The following is a 16,417-nucleotide window of genomic DNA, read 5'->3' as shown; positions in this document are numbered from 1 at the left end:
CTCCCGAGCTGATGGAGAGGTCGATGCCTGTGTACGTGTTGCATCTGTGTGCGTCGATGGCGACCGAGTCGCCACACCGTGCGTGAGAGCCATGCGAGGGAGGTTCCCTTCCGTGTGCGGGACCTGCTGATCGGTCAACTCGTCCGGCCGAGACCGGCGTCGGAGACCTCGGGCTTGCCGGCGGCCTTGAGGACCTTGTTCAGCAGCGACAGGTCGTAGATGCCGGCCAGTTCGGGCTGCTCGATGAGCTTGGTCTTCACCGCCCACTCGGACTGGGTCTTCAGGGTGCTCGCCAGCGGGTCGTCGGTGCTCGCGATCGACGGCCACGCCGCATCGACGACCCGGGGGTCCAGGGCCTTGCCGTTCAGGTTCTTGAGAGCCTTGTTCGCGGACTCCTTGGCCCTGTCCCTGTTGGCGTTGATCCACTCGTTGGTTTTGACCGTGCCCTTGAGTACGGCTTCGACCACGTCCGGGTGCTCCTTGAGGAACTTCTGCGACACGATGACGTTCGTGATCACGAACTTCTTGTCGGGCCACAGGGAGGTCTCGTCGAGGAGGACGGAGCCGCCGTCGGAGACGAGCTTGGAGGCCGTGGGCTCCGGCACCCAGGCGCCGTCGATGGAGCCCTGCTTGAAGGCGTCCGGGGTGACCTTGTTGTCGGTGCGGACGACGGAGACGTCGCCCTTGCCGGACTCGGGGTCGACGTTCCAGCCCTTTTCGGCGATCCAGTTGAGGAACGCGACGTCCTGCGTGTTCCCCTTCTGCGGGGTGGCGATCTTCTTGCCCTTGAGGTCATCCAGGGTCTTGATCTTCTCCGGGTTCACCACCAGCTTCACGCCACCCGAGGCAGAGCCGGAGATGATCCGCAGGTTCGAACCCTTGGACTTCACGTAGCCGTTGATCGACGGCGAGGGGCCGATGAAACCAATGTCGAGAGAGCCCCCGTTGAGGGCTTCGATCTCGGACGGGCCGGCGTTGAAGGTCTGCGGCTTGATCGTCGTGGAGCCCAGCTCCTTCTGGATCAGTCCCTCCTGCACTCCGACCAAGGCGGTCGCGTGGGTGAGATTCGGGAAGTACCCGATCCGCACCTCGGGAGCGGAGAGCACGGCACGGTCCGCGCTCGCGGCGACGTCCTTGCCAACGCGGTCACCACCGGACCCGGCGGCCTCGGACCCGTAGCCGCACGAGGCCAGCACGGCCACCAGCAGACAGAGTGAAAGGGGAGTGAAGAGGCGGCGGCTCGGGACTCGGACCTGCCCCGACTTGGTGGAGGTTTCGATGTTCTCCATGGTCAGAAGTCCCACCCTTCTTCGTCTGCCTGGATGGTGGTTGCGGCGGTGGAGGCGAAGGATTCGCCGACCATGCCGGCCGCCAGGGTGGTGCCGTCCGCGGGGTCGATCAGGAGGAAGGATCCGGTGCGGCGCGAGTCGGCGTACGAGTCGAGCGCGAGGGGCTCGGCGGTACGGACCACGACCCGGCCGATGTCGTTGGCCACCAGCTGCCCGGGGTTGGGGTGCTGGGACAGGTCGTCCAGGGTCAGCCGCGAGGGGATCTCCTTGACGATCGCCTTCACCGTGCGGGTGGTGTGCTTGATCAGCACCCGGGCGCCCACCGCGAGGGGCTGGTCCGCCACGTGGCAGACCGTCGCGACGACGTCCTGCGTGGTGGCGGGGGAGCTCGACGACGGTGCGATGAGGTCGCCGCGCGAGATGTCGATGTCGTCCTTGAGGCGCAGGGTCACCGACTGCGGGGCCCACGCGATGTCGACGCTCTGGCCGAGGGCGTCGATGCCCTCGATGACCGAGGTGCGACCCGAGGGCAGGACGGTGACGGCTTCGCCGACCCGCAGCACGCCGGAGGCGATCTGGCCGGCGTAGCCCCGGTAGTCGGGGTGTTCGGCGCTCTGCGGACGGATCACGTACTGCACCGGGAAACGCGCCGGGCAGGCGGTGAGGTCGTGGCTGACCGGGACGGTCTCCAGGTGTTCCAGGACGGTGGGGCCGCCGTACCAGTCCATGTGTGCGGAGGGCTCGACCACGTTGTCGCCGGCCAGGGCCGAGATCGGGATCGCGGTGATCTCCGGGACGCCCAGGCCCGTGGCGTACGCGGTGAACTCCTCCGCGATCGATGCGAAGACCGATTCCTCGTAGCCCACCAGGTCCATCTTGTTGACGGCCAGGACCACGTGCGGGACGCGGAGGAGGGCTGCGACGGCGGCGTGCCTGCGGGTCTGCTCGATCACACCGTTGCGGGCGTCGACCAGGACGACGGCGAGGTCGGCGGTGGAGGCGCCGGTGACCATGTTGCGGGTGTACTGCACGTGCCCGGGGGTGTCGGCCAGGATGAACCGGCGCCGGGCGGTCGCGAAGTAGCGGTACGCCACATCGATGGTGATGCCCTGCTCCCGCTCGGCGCGCAGGCCATCGGTGAGGAGCGCCAGGTCGGGGGTGTCCTGACCGCGGCTGGCCGAGACCCGCTCCACGGCTTCCAGCTGGTCGGTGAGGACCGACTTGGAGTCGTGCAGGAGGCGGCCGACCAGGGTGGACTTGCCGTCGTCGACGGAGCCCGCGGTCGCGAAGCGCAGCAGCGTGGTGGCCGACAGGTCGGCGAACTGCTCGGTGGTGGAGGTCATTTCTAGAAGTACCCTTCGCGCTTGCGGTCTTCCATCGCGGCCTCGGACAGCTTGTCGTCGGCGCGGGTCGCACCCCGCTCGGTGAGGCGGGAGGCGGCGATCTCGGTGATCACGGCGTCCAGGGTGGTGGCGTCGGAGTCGACGGCACCGGTGCAGGACATGTCACCGACGGTGCGGTAGCGGATCAGGCGGGTCTCGGTGGTTTCGTCCGCCTTGGCGCCGCCCCACTCGCCGGCCGTCAGCCACATGCCGTTGCGCTGGAAGACCTCGCGCTCGTGGGCGAAGTAGATGGCCGGGAGTTCGATCTTCTCGCGGGCGATGTACTGCCACACGTCCAGCTCGGTCCAGTTGGACAGCGGGAAGACACGCACGTGCTCGCCCGGCGCGTGGCGGCCGTTGTAGAGCTGCCACAGCTCGGGGCGCTGGCGGCGCGGGTCCCACTGGGAGAACTCGTCACGCAGGGAGAACACGCGCTCCTTGGCGCGGGCCTTCTCCTCGTCACGGCGGCCGCCACCGAAGACCGCATCGAACCTCAGGCTCTGGATCGCTTCGGTGAGCGGGACGGTCTGCAGCGGGTTGCGGACCCCGTCCGGGCGCTCGCGGAGCTTCCCGGCGTCGATGTACTCCTGGACGGAGGCCACGTGCAGGCGCAGGCCGTGCCGGGCGACCGCGCGGTCCCGGTACTCCAGGACCTCGGGGAAGTTGTGGCCGGTGTCCACGTGGAGCAAGGTGAACGGCACCGGCGCCGGCGCGAACGCCTTCAGCGCCAGATGCAGCATGACGATCGAGTCCTTGCCACCGGAGAAAAGGATCACCGGCTTCTCGAACTCGCCCGCCACCTCACGGAAGATGTGCACGGCCTCCGACTCGAGGGCGTCGAGGTGACCAGTGGTGGCAGGCAGAGTCGCGGTCGTCATATCAGGCCCCTCTCCGTGAGGAGGTTCCACAGGGTGTCCGTGGAGGCTGCCGGGCTTTGGGCGTGGGCGTGGAGTCGGATGTCCGGCGCAAGCGGCGTCTCGTAGGGGTCGTCGACGCCGGTGAGGCCGGCGAGCTCACCGGACAACTGCTTCGCGTACAGGCCCTTGACGTCCCGCACGGAGCACACCTCGACCGGGGTGGCCACGTGCGCTTCCAGGAAGGCCAGCCCCTGCTTCTCGTGCCGGGCGCGCACCGAGGCCCTGCTGGATGCGTAGGGGGCGATGACCGGCACCAAGGTGATCAGGCCGCTCGCGGTGAGGACCTCGGCCATGACGCCGATCCTGCGGACGTTGGCTTCCCTGTCCTGCCTGCTGAAGCCGAGATCGGTGGTGACGTCCCGCCTCACCTCGTCTCCGTCCAGGACGTGTACGCCTCTCCCGACATCGCGCAGGCGGTCTGCCAACAGCCGCGCGATCGTGGATTTGCCCGCGCTCGGGAGCCCCGTAAGCCAGACCGTCGCCCCGCAGGTGCATTGCGGGGAAAGGCGGTGCTCGTGGGGTATTCCGGCGTCGGGGATGTGCCGAGTCGAAGACTCTGTCGGGTACATCTGACCTCTCATCACTGCGACTGCTCGGCGTCACCTTCGCTGACGTCTCGCAACCGGTCAGGGCTATCGAATCTGGGGTAGACCTTTGACGCGGATCGGGGACGGCGACACAACTGCGAGCCGCCCGGGACATTCCAATCGATGATGTGGCACATTCCTGCGTCTCCCCTCCGCCCGAGCTGGCAGCAAGTTGGTTTGGCAGGTTGCTGCCCGGCAGACACACCGATGAGTTCGCAAAGTCTGCACAGTTGAGCGCCCGCACGCCGAAGCCCCGAAGGGTAACTTTTCTGACATCCATGCTTAATGACAATAAATTGGACAATTCTTCACCGCGCAGGCCGACTCGCAGGTCTTCTGACAGTTGCCTGACCTCGCCTCACATTCGCCCCAAGAGACGAAAGACCCGGATGAATCCCTACCTGTTCACTTGTCATGAAGGGGCGGCGCCCCACGGTCCCCCCGACCGAACGCGGGCGATGAGCAGTAAACCGGGACATTCAACGCCATTGGCAAGCCGCGCCTGCCCCAGGCAGCAACCTGCCAGGGAAGTAGGTGCCACTCGATCCGGCTGACAGCCGATGCGTGCGGCATGCATGGTTACGTCAGACCGCAAACAAGCAATCGTTTGCAAAGCCGCGGAAAATCCTCAGGAGACGAAATGAAGAAGCTCGCCGCCATCTGTTCTCTCGCACTCGCCATTGCCATCGGCGGGGCCGGTATCGCCCAGGCCGATGAATCCGCCTCGGCGGCTGCTCCGGAAGTCGGCACGTACAGCCTCTACTGGTGATCCGAACCTTTTCACGCCGCCTTCTCGATCGATCACAGAGGATTTGATAGGCATGGACAGGGAACGGTACTCGGATATCCGTGACCGATTCTTTCGGTTCGCCCAACAGGAGATCGCGCCCGGGAGTGCGGAACGCGACCTGAATGCTTCCTTCGACCATGCGGTGTGGAAGAAGCTCGCGGAATCCGGATTCTGGCGGGTACACGTCCCGGTGGAGCTCGGGGGCGAGGGCGGGGGCCTGTGGGACCACGTCGCCGCATTCGAGGGTTTGGCCCGCGGTGCCAATGACTGCGGCCTCGTCCTCTCGGTGGCCGCGCACGCGGGGTTGGTGCAGCTCCTGATCCATCACGGAACCCACGATCAGAAGCACGAGCTGCTCCCCCGCCTGATGTCGGGAGCCGTGGCCGCCACCGCTTCCACCGAGGCGGGCGGCGGCTCCCACGTCGCCGCGATCCGCACCACCGCCCGGCATCTGCCCTCCGGCGCGTTCGAGCTGTCCGGCGAGAAGAGCCACATCACCAACGCGCCGGTGGCCGACCTCATGATGATCGTGGGGCGGGTCCCCTCCGCGGGGAAGAAGGACATCACCCTCTTCCTCGTGGAAGCCGGGCAGGAGGGAGTCGGGCAAGGGGCCCACGAGGACCTGATGGGGCTGCGCACCAGCCCCCTCGGCCCCATCGAGCTCGACAAGGTCGTCGTTTCAGCCGACCGGCTCATCGGCAACGTGGGCGAGGGCCTGGAAAAGCTCTACTGGTGCCTGGCCTTCGACCGGCTCATCTACGGCATCGTCGTCGCAGGCCATCTGGGGTCCGTTCTGGAGACCGCGGTGCACCGCATCACCTCCCGCAGCGCCTTCGGCTCCCTGCTCGCCGAGCACCAGTACATCCAGGACAAGATCGTCACGATGAAGGTGGCCATCGAGAGCTCCCGGGCCCTGGCCTTCGAGGCCGTGCACGCTCTCGACGAGAACCGTGCCGACGCAGGCACGCTGGCCTCGTGCGTGAAGCTCATCTCCGCCGAGGGCATCGTCGAGTCCGCCCTCGAACTGGTCCAGATCTTCGGCCACATCGGCACCGAGAAGTCCTACGGAATCGAACGCCATCTGCGTGACGCCGTCGCCTTCCGCATCGCGGGCGGCACGAACGAGATGCAGAAGAAGAACATCTTCAAGCACGTGCTGACCGACGTCACGGCGTCCAGGTGAGTCGAACACAGAGCGAGAACGCAATGAGCAGTGAAGGCAGCGGCCTCAGCGCACGAGGCGTCCAGACGGTGCAGTCCCTCGACTGCGCCACCCAATGGGGCAACGACGACCTGGAAGTCCTTTCCACCCCCTCGATCCTGGGGCACATGGAGCGGCTGTGCGCGCAGGTCATGGAGCGCTTCATGAAGCCGGGCGAGATGAGCGTCGGCGTCAACGTCACCATGCACCACCGTGCGCCCACCCCCATCGGAGCGCAGGTCGAGTACCACGTCCGGACCGACAGCACCGACCGGATGGTCACCTTCACCTTCCGGGTCGTCGACGGGCATGGCAACGTTGTCTGCGACGGTGAGCACCTGCGGGCCGTGGTGAACAAGGCCAGGTTCCACGAGCGCATCGCCCGCTCGCAGTCTCCGGCTTCCGGCACGGGTCCGGAGGTGGGGGCATGACCACCGTGGCCCCCTCCCCCGGTCGAGCCGGGATCCCCGCGTCTGCCCTGCCGGTGGCGGTTCGCGCACGAGGCGTTCGCGTCTACGACGAGGACGGCAGGGGCTACATCGACGGCAGCTCCGGTCCCATCTGCGTGAACATCGGGCATTCCGTCCCCGAGATCCTCAAGGTCATGCGCGAGCAGGCGGAGGAGATCACCTTCGTCCACCGAAGCCAGTTCGCCCATCGGGCCGTCGAGGCGCTCACCTCCGAGATCCTTTCCATCACGGGCTCCGATTTCCGTGAGGTCGTCTACACCAACTCCGGTTCCGAGGCGACGGAAACCGCGCTTCGCCTGGCGATGCTGCACCACCACCGCAACGGTCAACGACAGCGCGACGTGGTCCTCACCCAGTTCCCCAGCTACCACGGGATGACCGCCGGTGCGCTGGGTGTCTCCGGGCACCCCGCGCGACGTGCGGGCCTCGAACCCCTGCACGACCGGACCGCGTCGACGCTGCCGGTGTCCTCCTCGGACCCCGAACGGTTGCTTCCCGATGCCGGCGACTGGGAGCGCGCCTTCGCGGAGGTCGGGCCCGACCGCGTGGCGGCGGTGATGGTGGAACCGGTGGGTGGGGCTTCCAGCGGCGCCGCCGAGCTGCCGGACAGTGTCTTTCGCCGGATCGAGGAGCTGTGCCGCGAGCACGGCGCTCTGTTGATCTCCGACGAGGTCATGACCGGATTCGGCCGGGTCGGCCAGTGGTTCGGCTACCGCCGCGCCAACGTCGTGCCCGACCTGATCGTCACCGGCAAGGGACTGAGCGCGGGATACACACCCATCGGAGCGTGTGTCGTGGGGCAGCGCGTGCTGGCGGGGCAGTCCGCCGCCGATCTGGCCTTCGGACACACCATGAGCGGCAATCCCCTCTCCGCCGCGACGGCGTTGGCCGTCCTGCAGTTCACTCGCGAGCACCGGCTGCCGGAGCGAGCGGAGCAGCTGCACCAGGTGGCCCGAGCCCGCCTGACCGCCCTCTCCTCGGAGTTCTCCTTCCTCGGCGAGCCTCGTGGTCGCGGGCTGCTCCAGGCACTGTCCGTCAACCGCGAGCACGCCGCCGCCGCGAAGCGCTCCGGCACACCGCTTCCCCAGCTCATCTGCACCCGTGCACGGGAGCGCGGGCTGATCCTCTACCCCGCCGGCGCCCACGACCTCGCGCAGTCCGTGCTGATCGCCCCACCCCTGACCATCGGCTGCGCCGATCTGGATCTGCTGTTCACCAAGCTCGAATCCGCTCTGCGAGCGGTGGCCACCGAGCTGGCCGAAGGAGGAGAGTCATGAGCCGGATACTCATCGGCAACGCCTACAACGAGCACCTCGTGTCCGACCACGACACCATCTCGGCGGAGGAACGCCCCACTGCGGGGAACATCGCGCTCCGCCTCTTGTGGCTGACCGAGGTCAACGACGTGGTGATCGTGCCCCAAGCCCCCGATCCGCAGTTCGTTCGGTACGTGCTCTCGCTGAAGGGCCTCGCCCCTGACGCGGTCTCGGTACTGGTGCCACCGCCGGGACGGTTCGGCATGGATGTGCTGACCCGCGAGCGCCTCCTGGACGAGACGTTCCTACGTGACGTCGCAGCGGTTGCCGAGCAGCGCGGGGTCGACACCGTCCTGCCTTACTGCTTCGACAGCACCATCGCCCGCTTCGCGCGACGACTGGATCTGGCCGCCGGCACTCCGGGGTTCCGTTTCCTGGAGGCGGGTGGGTCGGAGATGCTCAACAGCAAGGCCGCCTTCCGCACCCTCGCCTCCGGCGTGGGGGCGGCGCTGGTCGACGGTGTGACCACCGCCTCCCGCGAACACGCCGAATCGTTCATCGGCGAGGTGCTCGGGCGTGGCGCTCCGGTCATCGTCAAGCAGGACTTCCACCAGGGTGGCTTCGGCAACGACATCCTGACCCCGCGCGGGGACGTCGAGCCCATCGGTGCTCCGCGGGCCGTTCTCCTCGTCGACGAGGATGAGATCGCACGGCATCTCGACCGGTACTGGGCCGCGTACACCGGACGCGGCGCGCATCGTGTCGTCATCGAGGAGTACATCCCCGATTCACTGCCCCTGGGCGCCGAGGTCAACATCACCGAGGACGTCATCACCGTGCATCACGTCGGTGAGATGCGGATGGCGCCGATCTACGACGGCATGGCCATTCCCGGTTCCGTGGCCACGCGGGCCCAGCAGAGCGCCTACGTCGAGGCCATGGTGAAGCTGAGCGCACCGATCCAGGCCATGGGGTATCGCGGTGTGATCAACATCGACGGCATTCTCACTCCCGGCGGCGAGGTGTTCCTGTCCGAGTTCAACGGCCGGATGGGTGGGACCACGCACCTCCACTGGATCGGCGAGTCGTTCCTGGGCGCCGACTACCAGTCGCACCGCCTGCTCGTGACGCGCAACCACTGGCACGTCCCCTCCTTCGCGGAGGCTCTCGACGCCCTGGGCGCAGCGGGGCTGTCCTTCGATCCGCAGACCGGCCGAGGCGTGATCATCGCCTGCGATCACGTCCGGCAGTCCGGTGCCGTCGAGTACTGCGCCGTCGCGGAGTCCGCGGAAGACGCCGCGCTCATCGAGAAGAAGCTCACCGAGCTGTTCGCCTGACCTGCTGTCGCACCGCGACCGGCCGGACTGTCCGGCCTTCCCTCTCCTCCCGTCTTCCTCTCATCTCCTCTCCTTCCCCTTCGCCCCCGCCAACGAAAGGCATCGCCATGCCCGTTTCCTCCGAGAACGCCTGGGCTTCCTACCTCGCCGGCTTCAGCGGCCAGATGGACGACCTGCGAGCCCGCTTCGTGACCGACGAGTTCCTCGAGTTCCCCGACTTCGGCCCTGCGGAGCTCCGGGAGCAGCTCGACGCGGAAGTCGTCTCCCTCCTCGACAACCACGGCGTCAAGCGCCGCATCAACGTCGCCCGCACCGGTAACACCCCGCGCTTCATGGAGGTCGTCGGTCGCAAGACGATCGTCGCGGAGTCCGAGACGGTTCCGCAGACCTACCACTCGCAGGCCCTGCGCTCCTTCCTCGCCGAACTGACCAAGGAGACCGCCATCCTGCCGGTGCCCTTCGAGCCGGAGGAGATGGTCATCTCCCGCCTGGCCGAGCAGGGAGAGACCCACGGCTGGCACTGGGACGACTACACCTACGCGCTCGTCTGGATCGTCGAGGCCCCGGCCGAGGAGGCCGGCGGTTCCCTGGAGTACATCCGGGACACGGCCTGGGACAAGACCAACCCCCGTATCGACGAGCACCTGGCCAACGGGACCGTCGAGCGACGCCACCCCGCGACGGGATCCGCGTACCTGCTGAAGGCGGACACCGCGATGCACCGGGTCGCACCGCTGACGAGCGAGGGCGCCCGACGGGTCATTCTCTGCTTCTCCTACGCCACTCCGGCCGAGGTCGACAAGACCGTGGACCACACCGAGGTCGACTTCTACTCCGCCTGAGCCTTCCGGCCCCGCAGGCCCCCACACGCGGTTTCAGGTGCAGGACGCGTCAGCAGCAGCGGTTGTCCTTGCCGCACCCCCATCGTCTCCGAAGGATCAAGAGATCATGATCAGTTCCACGCACCGTGCGCGTCCCGAAGGAGCCGGAGTCGGCATCCTGGGGACCGGCTCCTGCCTCCCCGCGACCCGAGTCTCCAACGAGGAGGTCGAGCGCTCCGTCCGGCAGGAGGAAGGATGGGTCCGTCAGCGCATAGGCGTCCTCGAACGGCGGTTCGTCAGCGACGACGAGACGGGCTTCGATCTCGCGGTCGGGGCCGCTCGACAGGCCCTGGAAGCCTCGGGGGTGGACCCGCTGCAGATCGGTGCGGTCGTCCTCGCCACCTCCACCGCGGACCTGCCCATCCCCGGCATCGGCAGTCGTGTCCAAGGGGCCGTCGGTGCGTCCAATGCCATGGCCTTCGACGTCAACGCCGCGTGCGCGGGCTTCCTCGTCGGCTGTGAGGTGGGACGGGGCTTCCTGACGGCTGATCCCGGCATGGAGACCGTTCTGATCGTCGCCAGTGACACCTACTCCCGTGTCCTGGACCCCGCCGACCGGCGCACCTACCCCTTGTTCGGCGATGGGGCGGGCGCTGTGGTGCTGGGCAGGGTTCCGGCCTCCGAAGGGATGCTGGGCAGCCAGGTCTACACCGACGGGACGCTGGCCCACTTCGTCACCGGCGGCCCCGGGCTGCCGGTGCCTGCCGCGGGGTCCGCCAACACCGACCACTACCTGAAGATGTCCGGGCGTGACGTCGCCGACCTCGTCCGGCTGGAGTTTCCCCGGCTGGTGAACGACGCGCTCAAGGAAAGCGGGCTGACGCTCGATCAGATCGATCACCTCGTGTGCCACCAGGCCAACCCCCACCTGATCACGGCCTGCGCGGAGCGGGCCGGATTCCGCCCCGAGCAGATCGTTCTGACCGGTGACCTGCTCGGCAACACCGGGGCCGCCTCCATCCCGATCGGCCTCGACGTCGCCGCCCGCGACGGCCGCCTGCGGCCGGGCGACAACATCCTCATGATCACCTTCGGCGCGGGCATGACCTGGGGCCGGGCCATGATGCGCTGGTCCGAGGCCGGCTGCCGCACCGTCGAGGCGGTGCGGGCATGAGCAGGCGCCTGGTTCTCGCTTCCTGCCCGCAGATGCCCGAGGGCGACGGAGACGACGCCGGCCTCGTGGAGGCCCTGGCCGAGCTCGGGGTGGAAGCCCGCTGGCAGCCCTGGGGCGAGCGGACCGCCGCGGACGAGACCGTCGTCCTTCGCGCGACCTGGGACTACCAAGACCATCTGGCGGACTTCCTGGACTGGTGCTCCCAGGTGCCCCGCCTGATCAACCCCTATCCGGTCGTCACCTACAACACGGACAAGACCTACCTGACGCGACTGGCGGCGGCAGGCCTGCCCGTCATCCCCTCCACCGTGCTGGCCCCCGGCGAAGAACTCGGGGAAACCGCCGACGACTTCGTGCTCAAGCCGACCGTCGGAGCGGGATCGCGGGGAGCGGCCCGGTTCGATCGTACGCAGCGGGAAGAAGCCCGGCTCCACCTCAAGACGCTGCACTCCCAGGGTTTCAGCGTGCTGCTCCAGCCCTACCAGACCTCGGTCGACGAGGAGGGCGAGGTCTCCCTCGTGTTCTTCCGGGGCCGCTACTCCCACGCCTTCACCAAGGGGCCGATGCTCACCGGCGGCGTGGTCGACACCCAGGGCGCGCTGTACCTCGAAGAGCACCTGGCCGAGACCAGCCCCGAGCCCAGGTGGCAGGAGGTCGCCTCGGACATCCTCCGCGCTGCCGCGTCCGAGATCGGGATTCCCCTCGACCAGCTGGTCTTCGCCCGCGTGGACCTGGTCCGCGGGGCGGACGGACCGCTGCTCCTGGAACTCGAGATGACCGAACCCGGCTTGGGGTTTCCCTACGTGGACCCGGCGGCACTGCGGCGATTCGCCCGCGCCCTGGCCGACAGCTGTTCCTGAGGCAAGCAGTTCCGGGCCCGCGGGGTCGAGCCCCCGGCTCCGAGCCACGCGCCCGTATCGGGCGCCCCGCGTCCAGCCCTCCCTTCACCAGCCCCCGTCCCCGTTTCAACCCCTGGAACTCACATGACGACGAGCACACAGACCACACTGACCGTCAAGCCGCTGACCATACGCATCGGCGCGGAGATCTCCGGTGTCCGGCTCGGAGGCGATCTCGCCCCCGACACCGTGGCCGCGATCCGCGCCGCGCTCCTCCGTCACAAGGTGGTGTTCTTCCGAGGTCAGGCACACCTCGACGACGCCTCTCACCGGGACTTCGCCTCCCTGCTGGGCAACCCCACCCCCCACCCCACCGTGCCCGGGGAAGCGGGAGCCGGCGCCGTCTTCGAGATCGACTCGCAGGGCAGCCGCGCCACCTCCTGGCACAGCGACGTCACGTTCGTCGCGGACTACCCCGCATTCTCGATCCTGCGCGGAATCGTCATCCCCGAGGTGGGCGGGGACACCGCCTGGGCCAACACCGTCGCAGCCTACGACGACCTTCCCGCGCCGCTGAAGGCTCTGGCGGAGCAGCTCTGGGCAGCGCACACCAACGCCTTCGACTACGCGGCCGCGGCGCGGGTCCGGCCGGCCACCGAAGAAGAGCAGGAATTCCGCAAGGTCTTCGAGGCCATGGCCTTCGAGACCGAGCACCCGGTGGTGCGGGTGCATCCCGAGACCGGTGAGCGTTCCCTCGTCGTCGGCGGGTTCGCGCAACGACTCCTCGGTCTGTCCCAGGAGGACGGGCGACAGCTGCAGCAGCTTCTGCAGCGGTTCATCACCCGGCCCGAGAACACCGTCCGATGGCGCTGGGCGGCCGGTGACGTGGCCATCTGGGACAACCGGGCCACCCAGCACGTCGCGATCGACGACTACGGCGACACGCCGCGGCGACTGCACCGCATCTGCGTCGACGGCGAGGTCCCGGTCTCCGTCGACGGCCGCAGCAGCAGGGCCACGGTCGGCGCCGATGCCGCCTGGTACCGGCGGTGAGTCATCCGGGCCCCACTGCCGTGACGGTCTCGGGCCGTGCGGTTCGACAGGGCCTGCACACGGCGATCTGGAGGACCCGCAGGGTCCTGTTCCACACCTTGGGGTCCGGCACGTCCCGGGCCCGACAGTCCGCCCGCGGGTCCTTCCCCATCGGGCGTCACACAGAGACGAGTTGCGCATGAAGCTGGGAGTGCTGGCCTGGATGGCCGGCGAGGACGAATCGGTGGGCATCGCCCGCGTCGGCCGGGAGCGCGGGCACGACACGGTGCTCTTCGAGTTCGACGACATCGTGTGCGTTCCCGACGAGAGCGGGACGCGGCCGACCGTCCACGGTCATGACGTGGCCGAGTTCGACGCGATCGTCTCCCGTGGCCACGTCAGTCTGGAGCACTGGCGCGAGCACGCCGAGCACCTCCACCTGCTGTCGAGCGTTCCCGGCGTGGTGATGTTCGACAGTGCCGATGTCCACCTCGCGGCCGTCAGCAAGTTCACGATGCTCCACAAGCTGGCCCGGGCGGGTCTGCCCGTTCCTCCGACGCGAGAGTGCCGCAGCGAGGAGGACTTCATCGCCGCCTGCCGCGAGTGGGGGCGTGTGGTGGTCAAGCCGTCCGTCGGATTCGGCGGCGTCGACGTCGATCGTTTCGTCGACGGTCCCGTGGAACCCGCCCTGAGCCGCGTACGGGCCATGCTGGAAACCTACGGCGTGCTGCTGTGCCAGCCGTTCCTGGAACACACCGGCGACTACCGGATCACGATCGTGGGCGACTCTCCTTCGGTGTGCGTGCGCGCACTGACGGAAGGGGACTCCTGGCGGCAGAGCCACGGCAACGGCGACGGCCCCCCGCGCAGCCCGATCGAGGTGATCGAGCCGGCCCCCGAACTGGTCGACCTGTCCGTCCGCGCGACCCGGGCGCTCGGGCTGAGCATGGCCGGCATCGACATCCTCTACCACCGGGGAGAGCCGGTCGTCATCGAGGCGAACGTGGTTCCCGGCTGGGACGGTTTCCCCGCGGAGCTGCAGAACACCGTCAACAACGACGTCCTCGATCTCGTCGAGCTCACCGTCGCCGCCCGCAGGTCCTGATCACGGCCGAGGCGATCCCCCCGGGGAAGCCTCGGTCCCCCTCCGACACCCCCACGAGGTTCACTCATGGTCCACGACCGCCTTCGCATCGCCATGTGGTCCGGGCCCCGGACGCGCTCGACCGCATTGATGCGTGCCTGGGAAAACCGCGGTGACACCACCGTCGTCGACGAACCGCTCTACGCGTACTACCTGGCCCACACCGATGTCACCGACCCGGGACGTGACGAGGTCATCGCCGCCTACTCGACCGACTGGCGCCAGGTGGCGAACGAGCTGACCGGTGGCACGCTGCCCGAGGGCAGCACGATCCACTACCAGAAGCACCTCGCCCAGCACCTGCTGCCCGAAGTGGACCGCACCGCCTTCGAGGGTCTGCGGCACGCCTTCCTCGTCCGGCACCCCGCGCAGATGCTCGCCTCCTACGCCAAGGTCCAGGCCCCCACGGTCGAGGAGCTCGGACTGCGTCAGCAACTGGAGCTGTTCGAACGGTTCGGGGGTCCTGTGATCGACAGCAACGACCTGGTCAGCGCCCCGTCGTCCGTCCTGCAGGGGCTGTGTGCCGCCCTGGACGTGCCCTTCACCGACCGCATGCTGTCCTGGCCGGCGGGCCGCCGCGCCACGGACGGAATCTGGGGCTCGCACTGGTACCACGGCGTGTGGCAGTCCACGGGATTCGCGGCGGGACAGAGCCGTACCGATCCCCTGCCCGACCATCTGCGCCGTGTGCTCGACGAGTGCATGCCGCTCTACGAGGAGCTCGCCCGGTACGTCCTCCCCGTCCTCCCCGCTGATACGGGCGATACGGGTCCGGCCGCTCCCCCGGCACCCGAGGTGGCATCGAAGGGATCGAAGACCGTATGACAAGCCACGACAAGGGCTACCTGTCCACGCTCATGATTCCCAAACTGCGGCCCTGGGCGCTGCTGCTGCTCTGTCAGCGATTCTGTGTGGCCGCCGCGCCGGTAGGTCTGATCTACGTCGGAAACGGCTCCAAGGGTTCGTTGGCCCAGGGGGCGGTGCTGGTGGGCGCCCACGCCATCGCCGAGGCGGTCTGCGCCGCCTCGATGGGACGGCGCTTCGACCGCAAGCCCATGCGCCGCGAGTTCACCCTGGTCCTCACCCTGCAGGCAGTGGTGTTCCTCGCCCTGGGACTGTTCGCACGGCAGCTGCCCCTGCCCGCGCTCGCCGCCCTGGCGGCGATGGGCGGCGGAGTCGCCGCCGGGGCCCATGGTGGTCTGCGGGCCCTGGCCCTGCGCCTGGCGCCCGACCATGTCCGCCCCGTCATCGGGCTCGAAAGCGCCTTGAGCACGCTGGTGTGGATGGCGGCACCGGCCGCGGTCACCGCCCTCTCCCTGGTGACCGGGCCAGCCGTCCCCGTTCTGGTCATCTCCGCCTTCTCCGCGATCGGCGCGATCAGCGCCCGCATCATCAGCGAGCCCCCGCTGACCGTCTCGAAGGCTCCGTCCGCGATCCGCTCGTTCGGTCACCTCCTGCCTGCCTGCACCCAGTCCGCTGCCGCGATGATGAGCTTCGGTGCGGTCACCATCACCCTGTTCGGGCTGCTGCCCCTGATCGGCGCCTCCGCGGACTCGGCCGGAGCCTGGCTCAGCGGCATGGCCGCCCTGGGCGTCCTCGGCGGCATCCTCTACGGTGCCCGCCGCTGGCCGGGGGCCCCCGCACTGCAGTCCGGGATTCTCCTCGGGGTCCTGTGCCTGGCCGTGATGGCCCTCGGCCTCAGCGGCAACCTCCTCGTGGCCGGCTTCTGCGCCGTGATCGTCGGAATCCTCCAGCCCATGGTCGGCTCCTCGCGCGCCATGGCGGTCCAGGACCAAACCCCCGACGGTGATCTGGGGGCCGCCTTCTCCGCCACCTACGCCAGCGCCGGACTCGGCTACGGAGCCGCCGCACTCCTGGCCGGTGCGCTGCTGACCTCGGCCGGTCCCCGGGAGGCCGTCCTGGCTTGCGGCGCCATCGCCCTGCTCGCCACCGTCGTCACGAGTGTCATCGAACTCCGCAACCTGCGGCGCCGGAGCACCGACCGCCTCGACCGGGCCCACGTCCCGGCCCGAGAAGCCACGCAGCAGTCCCACAGCGTTTGACCTCACGAACAAGGCCCACACCACGCCGTGGACGATGCGGCAGTACGCCGGCTTCGGCACGGCCGAGGATTCCAACGCCCGCTACCGCACCCTGATCGCGAACGGGACGACCGGA

General features: G+C 68.5%; 16 protein-coding genes and 1 pseudogene. 13 read left to right on the top strand and 4 right to left on the bottom strand.

Features of this window, described 5'->3' with window-relative positions; translation table 11 throughout:
• Window positions 1-134: 134 nt before the first annotated feature.
• Genes OHU74_RS34470 through cysC form a run of 4 tightly spaced genes read right to left on the bottom strand, consistent with a single transcriptional unit; the run spans window position 135 to window position 4,157 of the window.
• Window positions 135-1,289: an aliphatic sulfonate ABC transporter substrate-binding protein gene (locus OHU74_RS34470; RefSeq protein ID WP_371619514.1), complete on the bottom strand. Its 1,155-nt coding sequence runs from the start codon at window positions 1,287-1,289 to the stop codon at window positions 135-137.
• 2 nt (window positions 1,290-1,291) lie between these two features.
• Complete coding sequence (locus OHU74_RS34465) at window positions 1,292-2,632, bottom strand: sulfate adenylyltransferase subunit 1 (RefSeq protein ID WP_371614242.1); 1,341 nt, start codon at window positions 2,630-2,632, stop codon at window positions 1,292-1,294.
• A 2-nt stretch (window positions 2,633-2,634) separates the two neighbouring features.
• Window positions 2,635-3,549, bottom strand: a complete 915-nt coding sequence (gene cysD / locus OHU74_RS34460) for a sulfate adenylyltransferase subunit CysD (RefSeq protein ID WP_371614243.1) — start codon at window positions 3,547-3,549, stop codon at window positions 2,635-2,637.
• Complete coding sequence (gene cysC, locus OHU74_RS34455; RefSeq protein ID WP_371614244.1) at window positions 3,546-4,157, bottom strand: adenylyl-sulfate kinase; 612 nt, start codon at window positions 4,155-4,157, stop codon at window positions 3,546-3,548. Before cysC ends, cysD begins: the two co-directional genes overlap by 4 nt.
• A 658-nt stretch (window positions 4,158-4,815) precedes the next feature.
• On the opposite strand from cysC, the gene OHU74_RS34450 reads away from it, so the two are divergent.
• From OHU74_RS34450 to OHU74_RS34390, 13 genes and pseudogenes are all read left to right on the top strand, one after another.
• Entirely contained in the window at window positions 4,816-4,944 is a 129-nt protein-coding gene (locus tag OHU74_RS34450; RefSeq protein WP_371614245.1) for a hypothetical protein, read from the top strand.
• Between the two features lie 52 nt (window positions 4,945-4,996).
• Window positions 4,997-6,148, top strand: a complete 1,152-nt coding sequence (locus OHU74_RS34445; RefSeq protein WP_371614246.1) for an acyl-CoA dehydrogenase family protein — start codon at window positions 4,997-4,999, stop codon at window positions 6,146-6,148.
• A gap of 23 nt (window positions 6,149-6,171) precedes the next feature.
• Window positions 6,172-6,597, top strand: a complete 426-nt coding sequence (locus OHU74_RS34440) for a thioesterase family protein (RefSeq protein WP_371614247.1) — start codon at window positions 6,172-6,174, stop codon at window positions 6,595-6,597.
• A complete protein-coding gene (locus tag OHU74_RS34435; RefSeq protein ID WP_371614248.1) occupies window positions 6,594-7,913 on the top strand; it encodes an aspartate aminotransferase family protein in 1,320 nt (439 codons plus the stop codon). Before OHU74_RS34440 ends, OHU74_RS34435 begins: the two co-directional genes overlap by 4 nt.
• Window positions 7,910-9,229 carry a peptide ligase PGM1-related protein gene (locus OHU74_RS34430; protein WP_371614249.1) on the top strand — a complete coding sequence of 440 codons (1,320 nt, stop codon included), beginning with the start codon at window positions 7,910-7,912 and terminating at the stop codon, window positions 9,227-9,229. Before OHU74_RS34435 ends, OHU74_RS34430 begins: the two co-directional genes overlap by 4 nt.
• A 107-nt stretch (window positions 9,230-9,336) precedes the next feature.
• Complete coding sequence (locus tag OHU74_RS34425; RefSeq protein ID WP_371614250.1) at window positions 9,337-10,071, top strand: hypothetical protein; 735 nt, start codon at window positions 9,337-9,339, stop codon at window positions 10,069-10,071.
• A gap of 106 nt (window positions 10,072-10,177) precedes the next feature.
• The gene (locus OHU74_RS34420) at window positions 10,178-11,224 is read left to right on the top strand and encodes a 3-oxoacyl-ACP synthase III family protein (protein ID WP_371614251.1); all 1,047 of its coding nucleotides are present in this window, start codon (window positions 10,178-10,180) and stop codon (window positions 11,222-11,224) included.
• Window positions 11,221-12,084: a RimK family alpha-L-glutamate ligase gene (locus OHU74_RS34415; protein ID WP_371614252.1), complete on the top strand. Its 864-nt coding sequence runs from the start codon at window positions 11,221-11,223 to the stop codon at window positions 12,082-12,084. Before OHU74_RS34420 ends, OHU74_RS34415 begins: the two co-directional genes overlap by 4 nt.
• Before the next feature lie 123 nt (window positions 12,085-12,207).
• Window positions 12,208-13,116 carry a TauD/TfdA dioxygenase family protein gene (locus OHU74_RS34410; protein WP_371614253.1) on the top strand — a complete coding sequence of 303 codons (909 nt, stop codon included), beginning with the start codon at window positions 12,208-12,210 and terminating at the stop codon, window positions 13,114-13,116.
• Between the two features lie 178 nt (window positions 13,117-13,294).
• Window positions 13,295-14,200: a RimK family alpha-L-glutamate ligase gene (locus tag OHU74_RS34405; protein ID WP_371614254.1), complete on the top strand. Its 906-nt coding sequence runs from the start codon at window positions 13,295-13,297 to the stop codon at window positions 14,198-14,200.
• A gap of 66 nt (window positions 14,201-14,266) precedes the next feature.
• On the top strand, window positions 14,267-15,064 hold the full coding sequence (locus OHU74_RS34400; protein WP_371619513.1) for a hypothetical protein: 798 nt from the start codon (window positions 14,267-14,269) through the stop codon (window positions 15,062-15,064).
• Window positions 15,061-16,302, top strand: coding sequence for an MFS transporter (locus OHU74_RS34395; RefSeq protein ID WP_371614255.1), 1,242 nt, complete (start codon window positions 15,061-15,063; stop codon window positions 16,300-16,302). Before OHU74_RS34400 ends, OHU74_RS34395 begins: the two co-directional genes overlap by 4 nt.
• A pseudogene (locus OHU74_RS34390) lies at window positions 16,202-16,405 on the top strand (methylmalonyl-CoA mutase family protein); the annotation flags it as partial. The gene OHU74_RS34395 and the pseudogene OHU74_RS34390, both read left to right, overlap by 101 nt.
• Window positions 16,406-16,417 lie beyond the last annotated feature (12 nt).

Source organism: Streptomyces sp. NBC_00454 (assembly GCF_041434015.1).
Classification (GTDB): Bacteria; Actinomycetota; Actinomycetes; order Streptomycetales; family Streptomycetaceae; genus Streptomyces.
The sequence above is the reverse complement of the archived record's forward strand: the minus strand, read 5'-3'. Positions and strand labels throughout refer to the sequence as shown.

Excerpts from the sequence above, each read along its gene's own strand:
- OHU74_RS34435 (WP_371614248.1), top strand. The coding sequence starts at position 6,594 with ATGACCACCGTGGCCCCCTCCCCCGGTCGAGCCGGGATCCCCGCGTCT.
- OHU74_RS34410 (WP_371614253.1), top strand. The coding sequence starts at position 12,208 with ATGACGACGAGCACACAGACCACACTGACCGTCAAGCCGCTGACCATA.
- OHU74_RS34395 (WP_371614255.1), top strand. The coding sequence starts at position 15,061 with ATGACAAGCCACGACAAGGGCTACCTGTCCACGCTCATGATTCCCAAA.
- cysC (WP_371614244.1), bottom strand. The coding sequence starts at position 4,157 with ATGTACCCGACAGAGTCTTCGACTCGGCACATCCCCGACGCCGGAATA.
- OHU74_RS34465 (WP_371614242.1), bottom strand. The coding sequence starts at position 2,632 with ATGACCTCCACCACCGAGCAGTTCGCCGACCTGTCGGCCACCACGCTG.
- OHU74_RS34400 (WP_371619513.1), top strand. The coding sequence starts at position 14,267 with ATGGTCCACGACCGCCTTCGCATCGCCATGTGGTCCGGGCCCCGGACG.
- OHU74_RS34420 (WP_371614251.1), top strand. The coding sequence starts at position 10,178 with ATGATCAGTTCCACGCACCGTGCGCGTCCCGAAGGAGCCGGAGTCGGC.
- OHU74_RS34450 (WP_371614245.1), top strand. The coding sequence starts at position 4,816 with ATGAAGAAGCTCGCCGCCATCTGTTCTCTCGCACTCGCCATTGCCATC.
- OHU74_RS34415 (WP_371614252.1), top strand. The coding sequence starts at position 11,221 with ATGAGCAGGCGCCTGGTTCTCGCTTCCTGCCCGCAGATGCCCGAGGGC.
- OHU74_RS34430 (WP_371614249.1), top strand. The coding sequence starts at position 7,910 with ATGAGCCGGATACTCATCGGCAACGCCTACAACGAGCACCTCGTGTCC.
- OHU74_RS34445 (WP_371614246.1), top strand. The coding sequence starts at position 4,997 with ATGGACAGGGAACGGTACTCGGATATCCGTGACCGATTCTTTCGGTTC.
- OHU74_RS34405 (WP_371614254.1), top strand. The coding sequence starts at position 13,295 with ATGAAGCTGGGAGTGCTGGCCTGGATGGCCGGCGAGGACGAATCGGTG.
- OHU74_RS34440 (WP_371614247.1), top strand. The coding sequence starts at position 6,172 with ATGAGCAGTGAAGGCAGCGGCCTCAGCGCACGAGGCGTCCAGACGGTG.
- OHU74_RS34470 (WP_371619514.1), bottom strand. The coding sequence starts at position 1,289 with ATGGAGAACATCGAAACCTCCACCAAGTCGGGGCAGGTCCGAGTCCCG.
- cysD (WP_371614243.1), bottom strand. The coding sequence starts at position 3,549 with ATGACGACCGCGACTCTGCCTGCCACCACTGGTCACCTCGACGCCCTC.
- OHU74_RS34425 (WP_371614250.1), top strand. The coding sequence starts at position 9,337 with ATGCCCGTTTCCTCCGAGAACGCCTGGGCTTCCTACCTCGCCGGCTTC.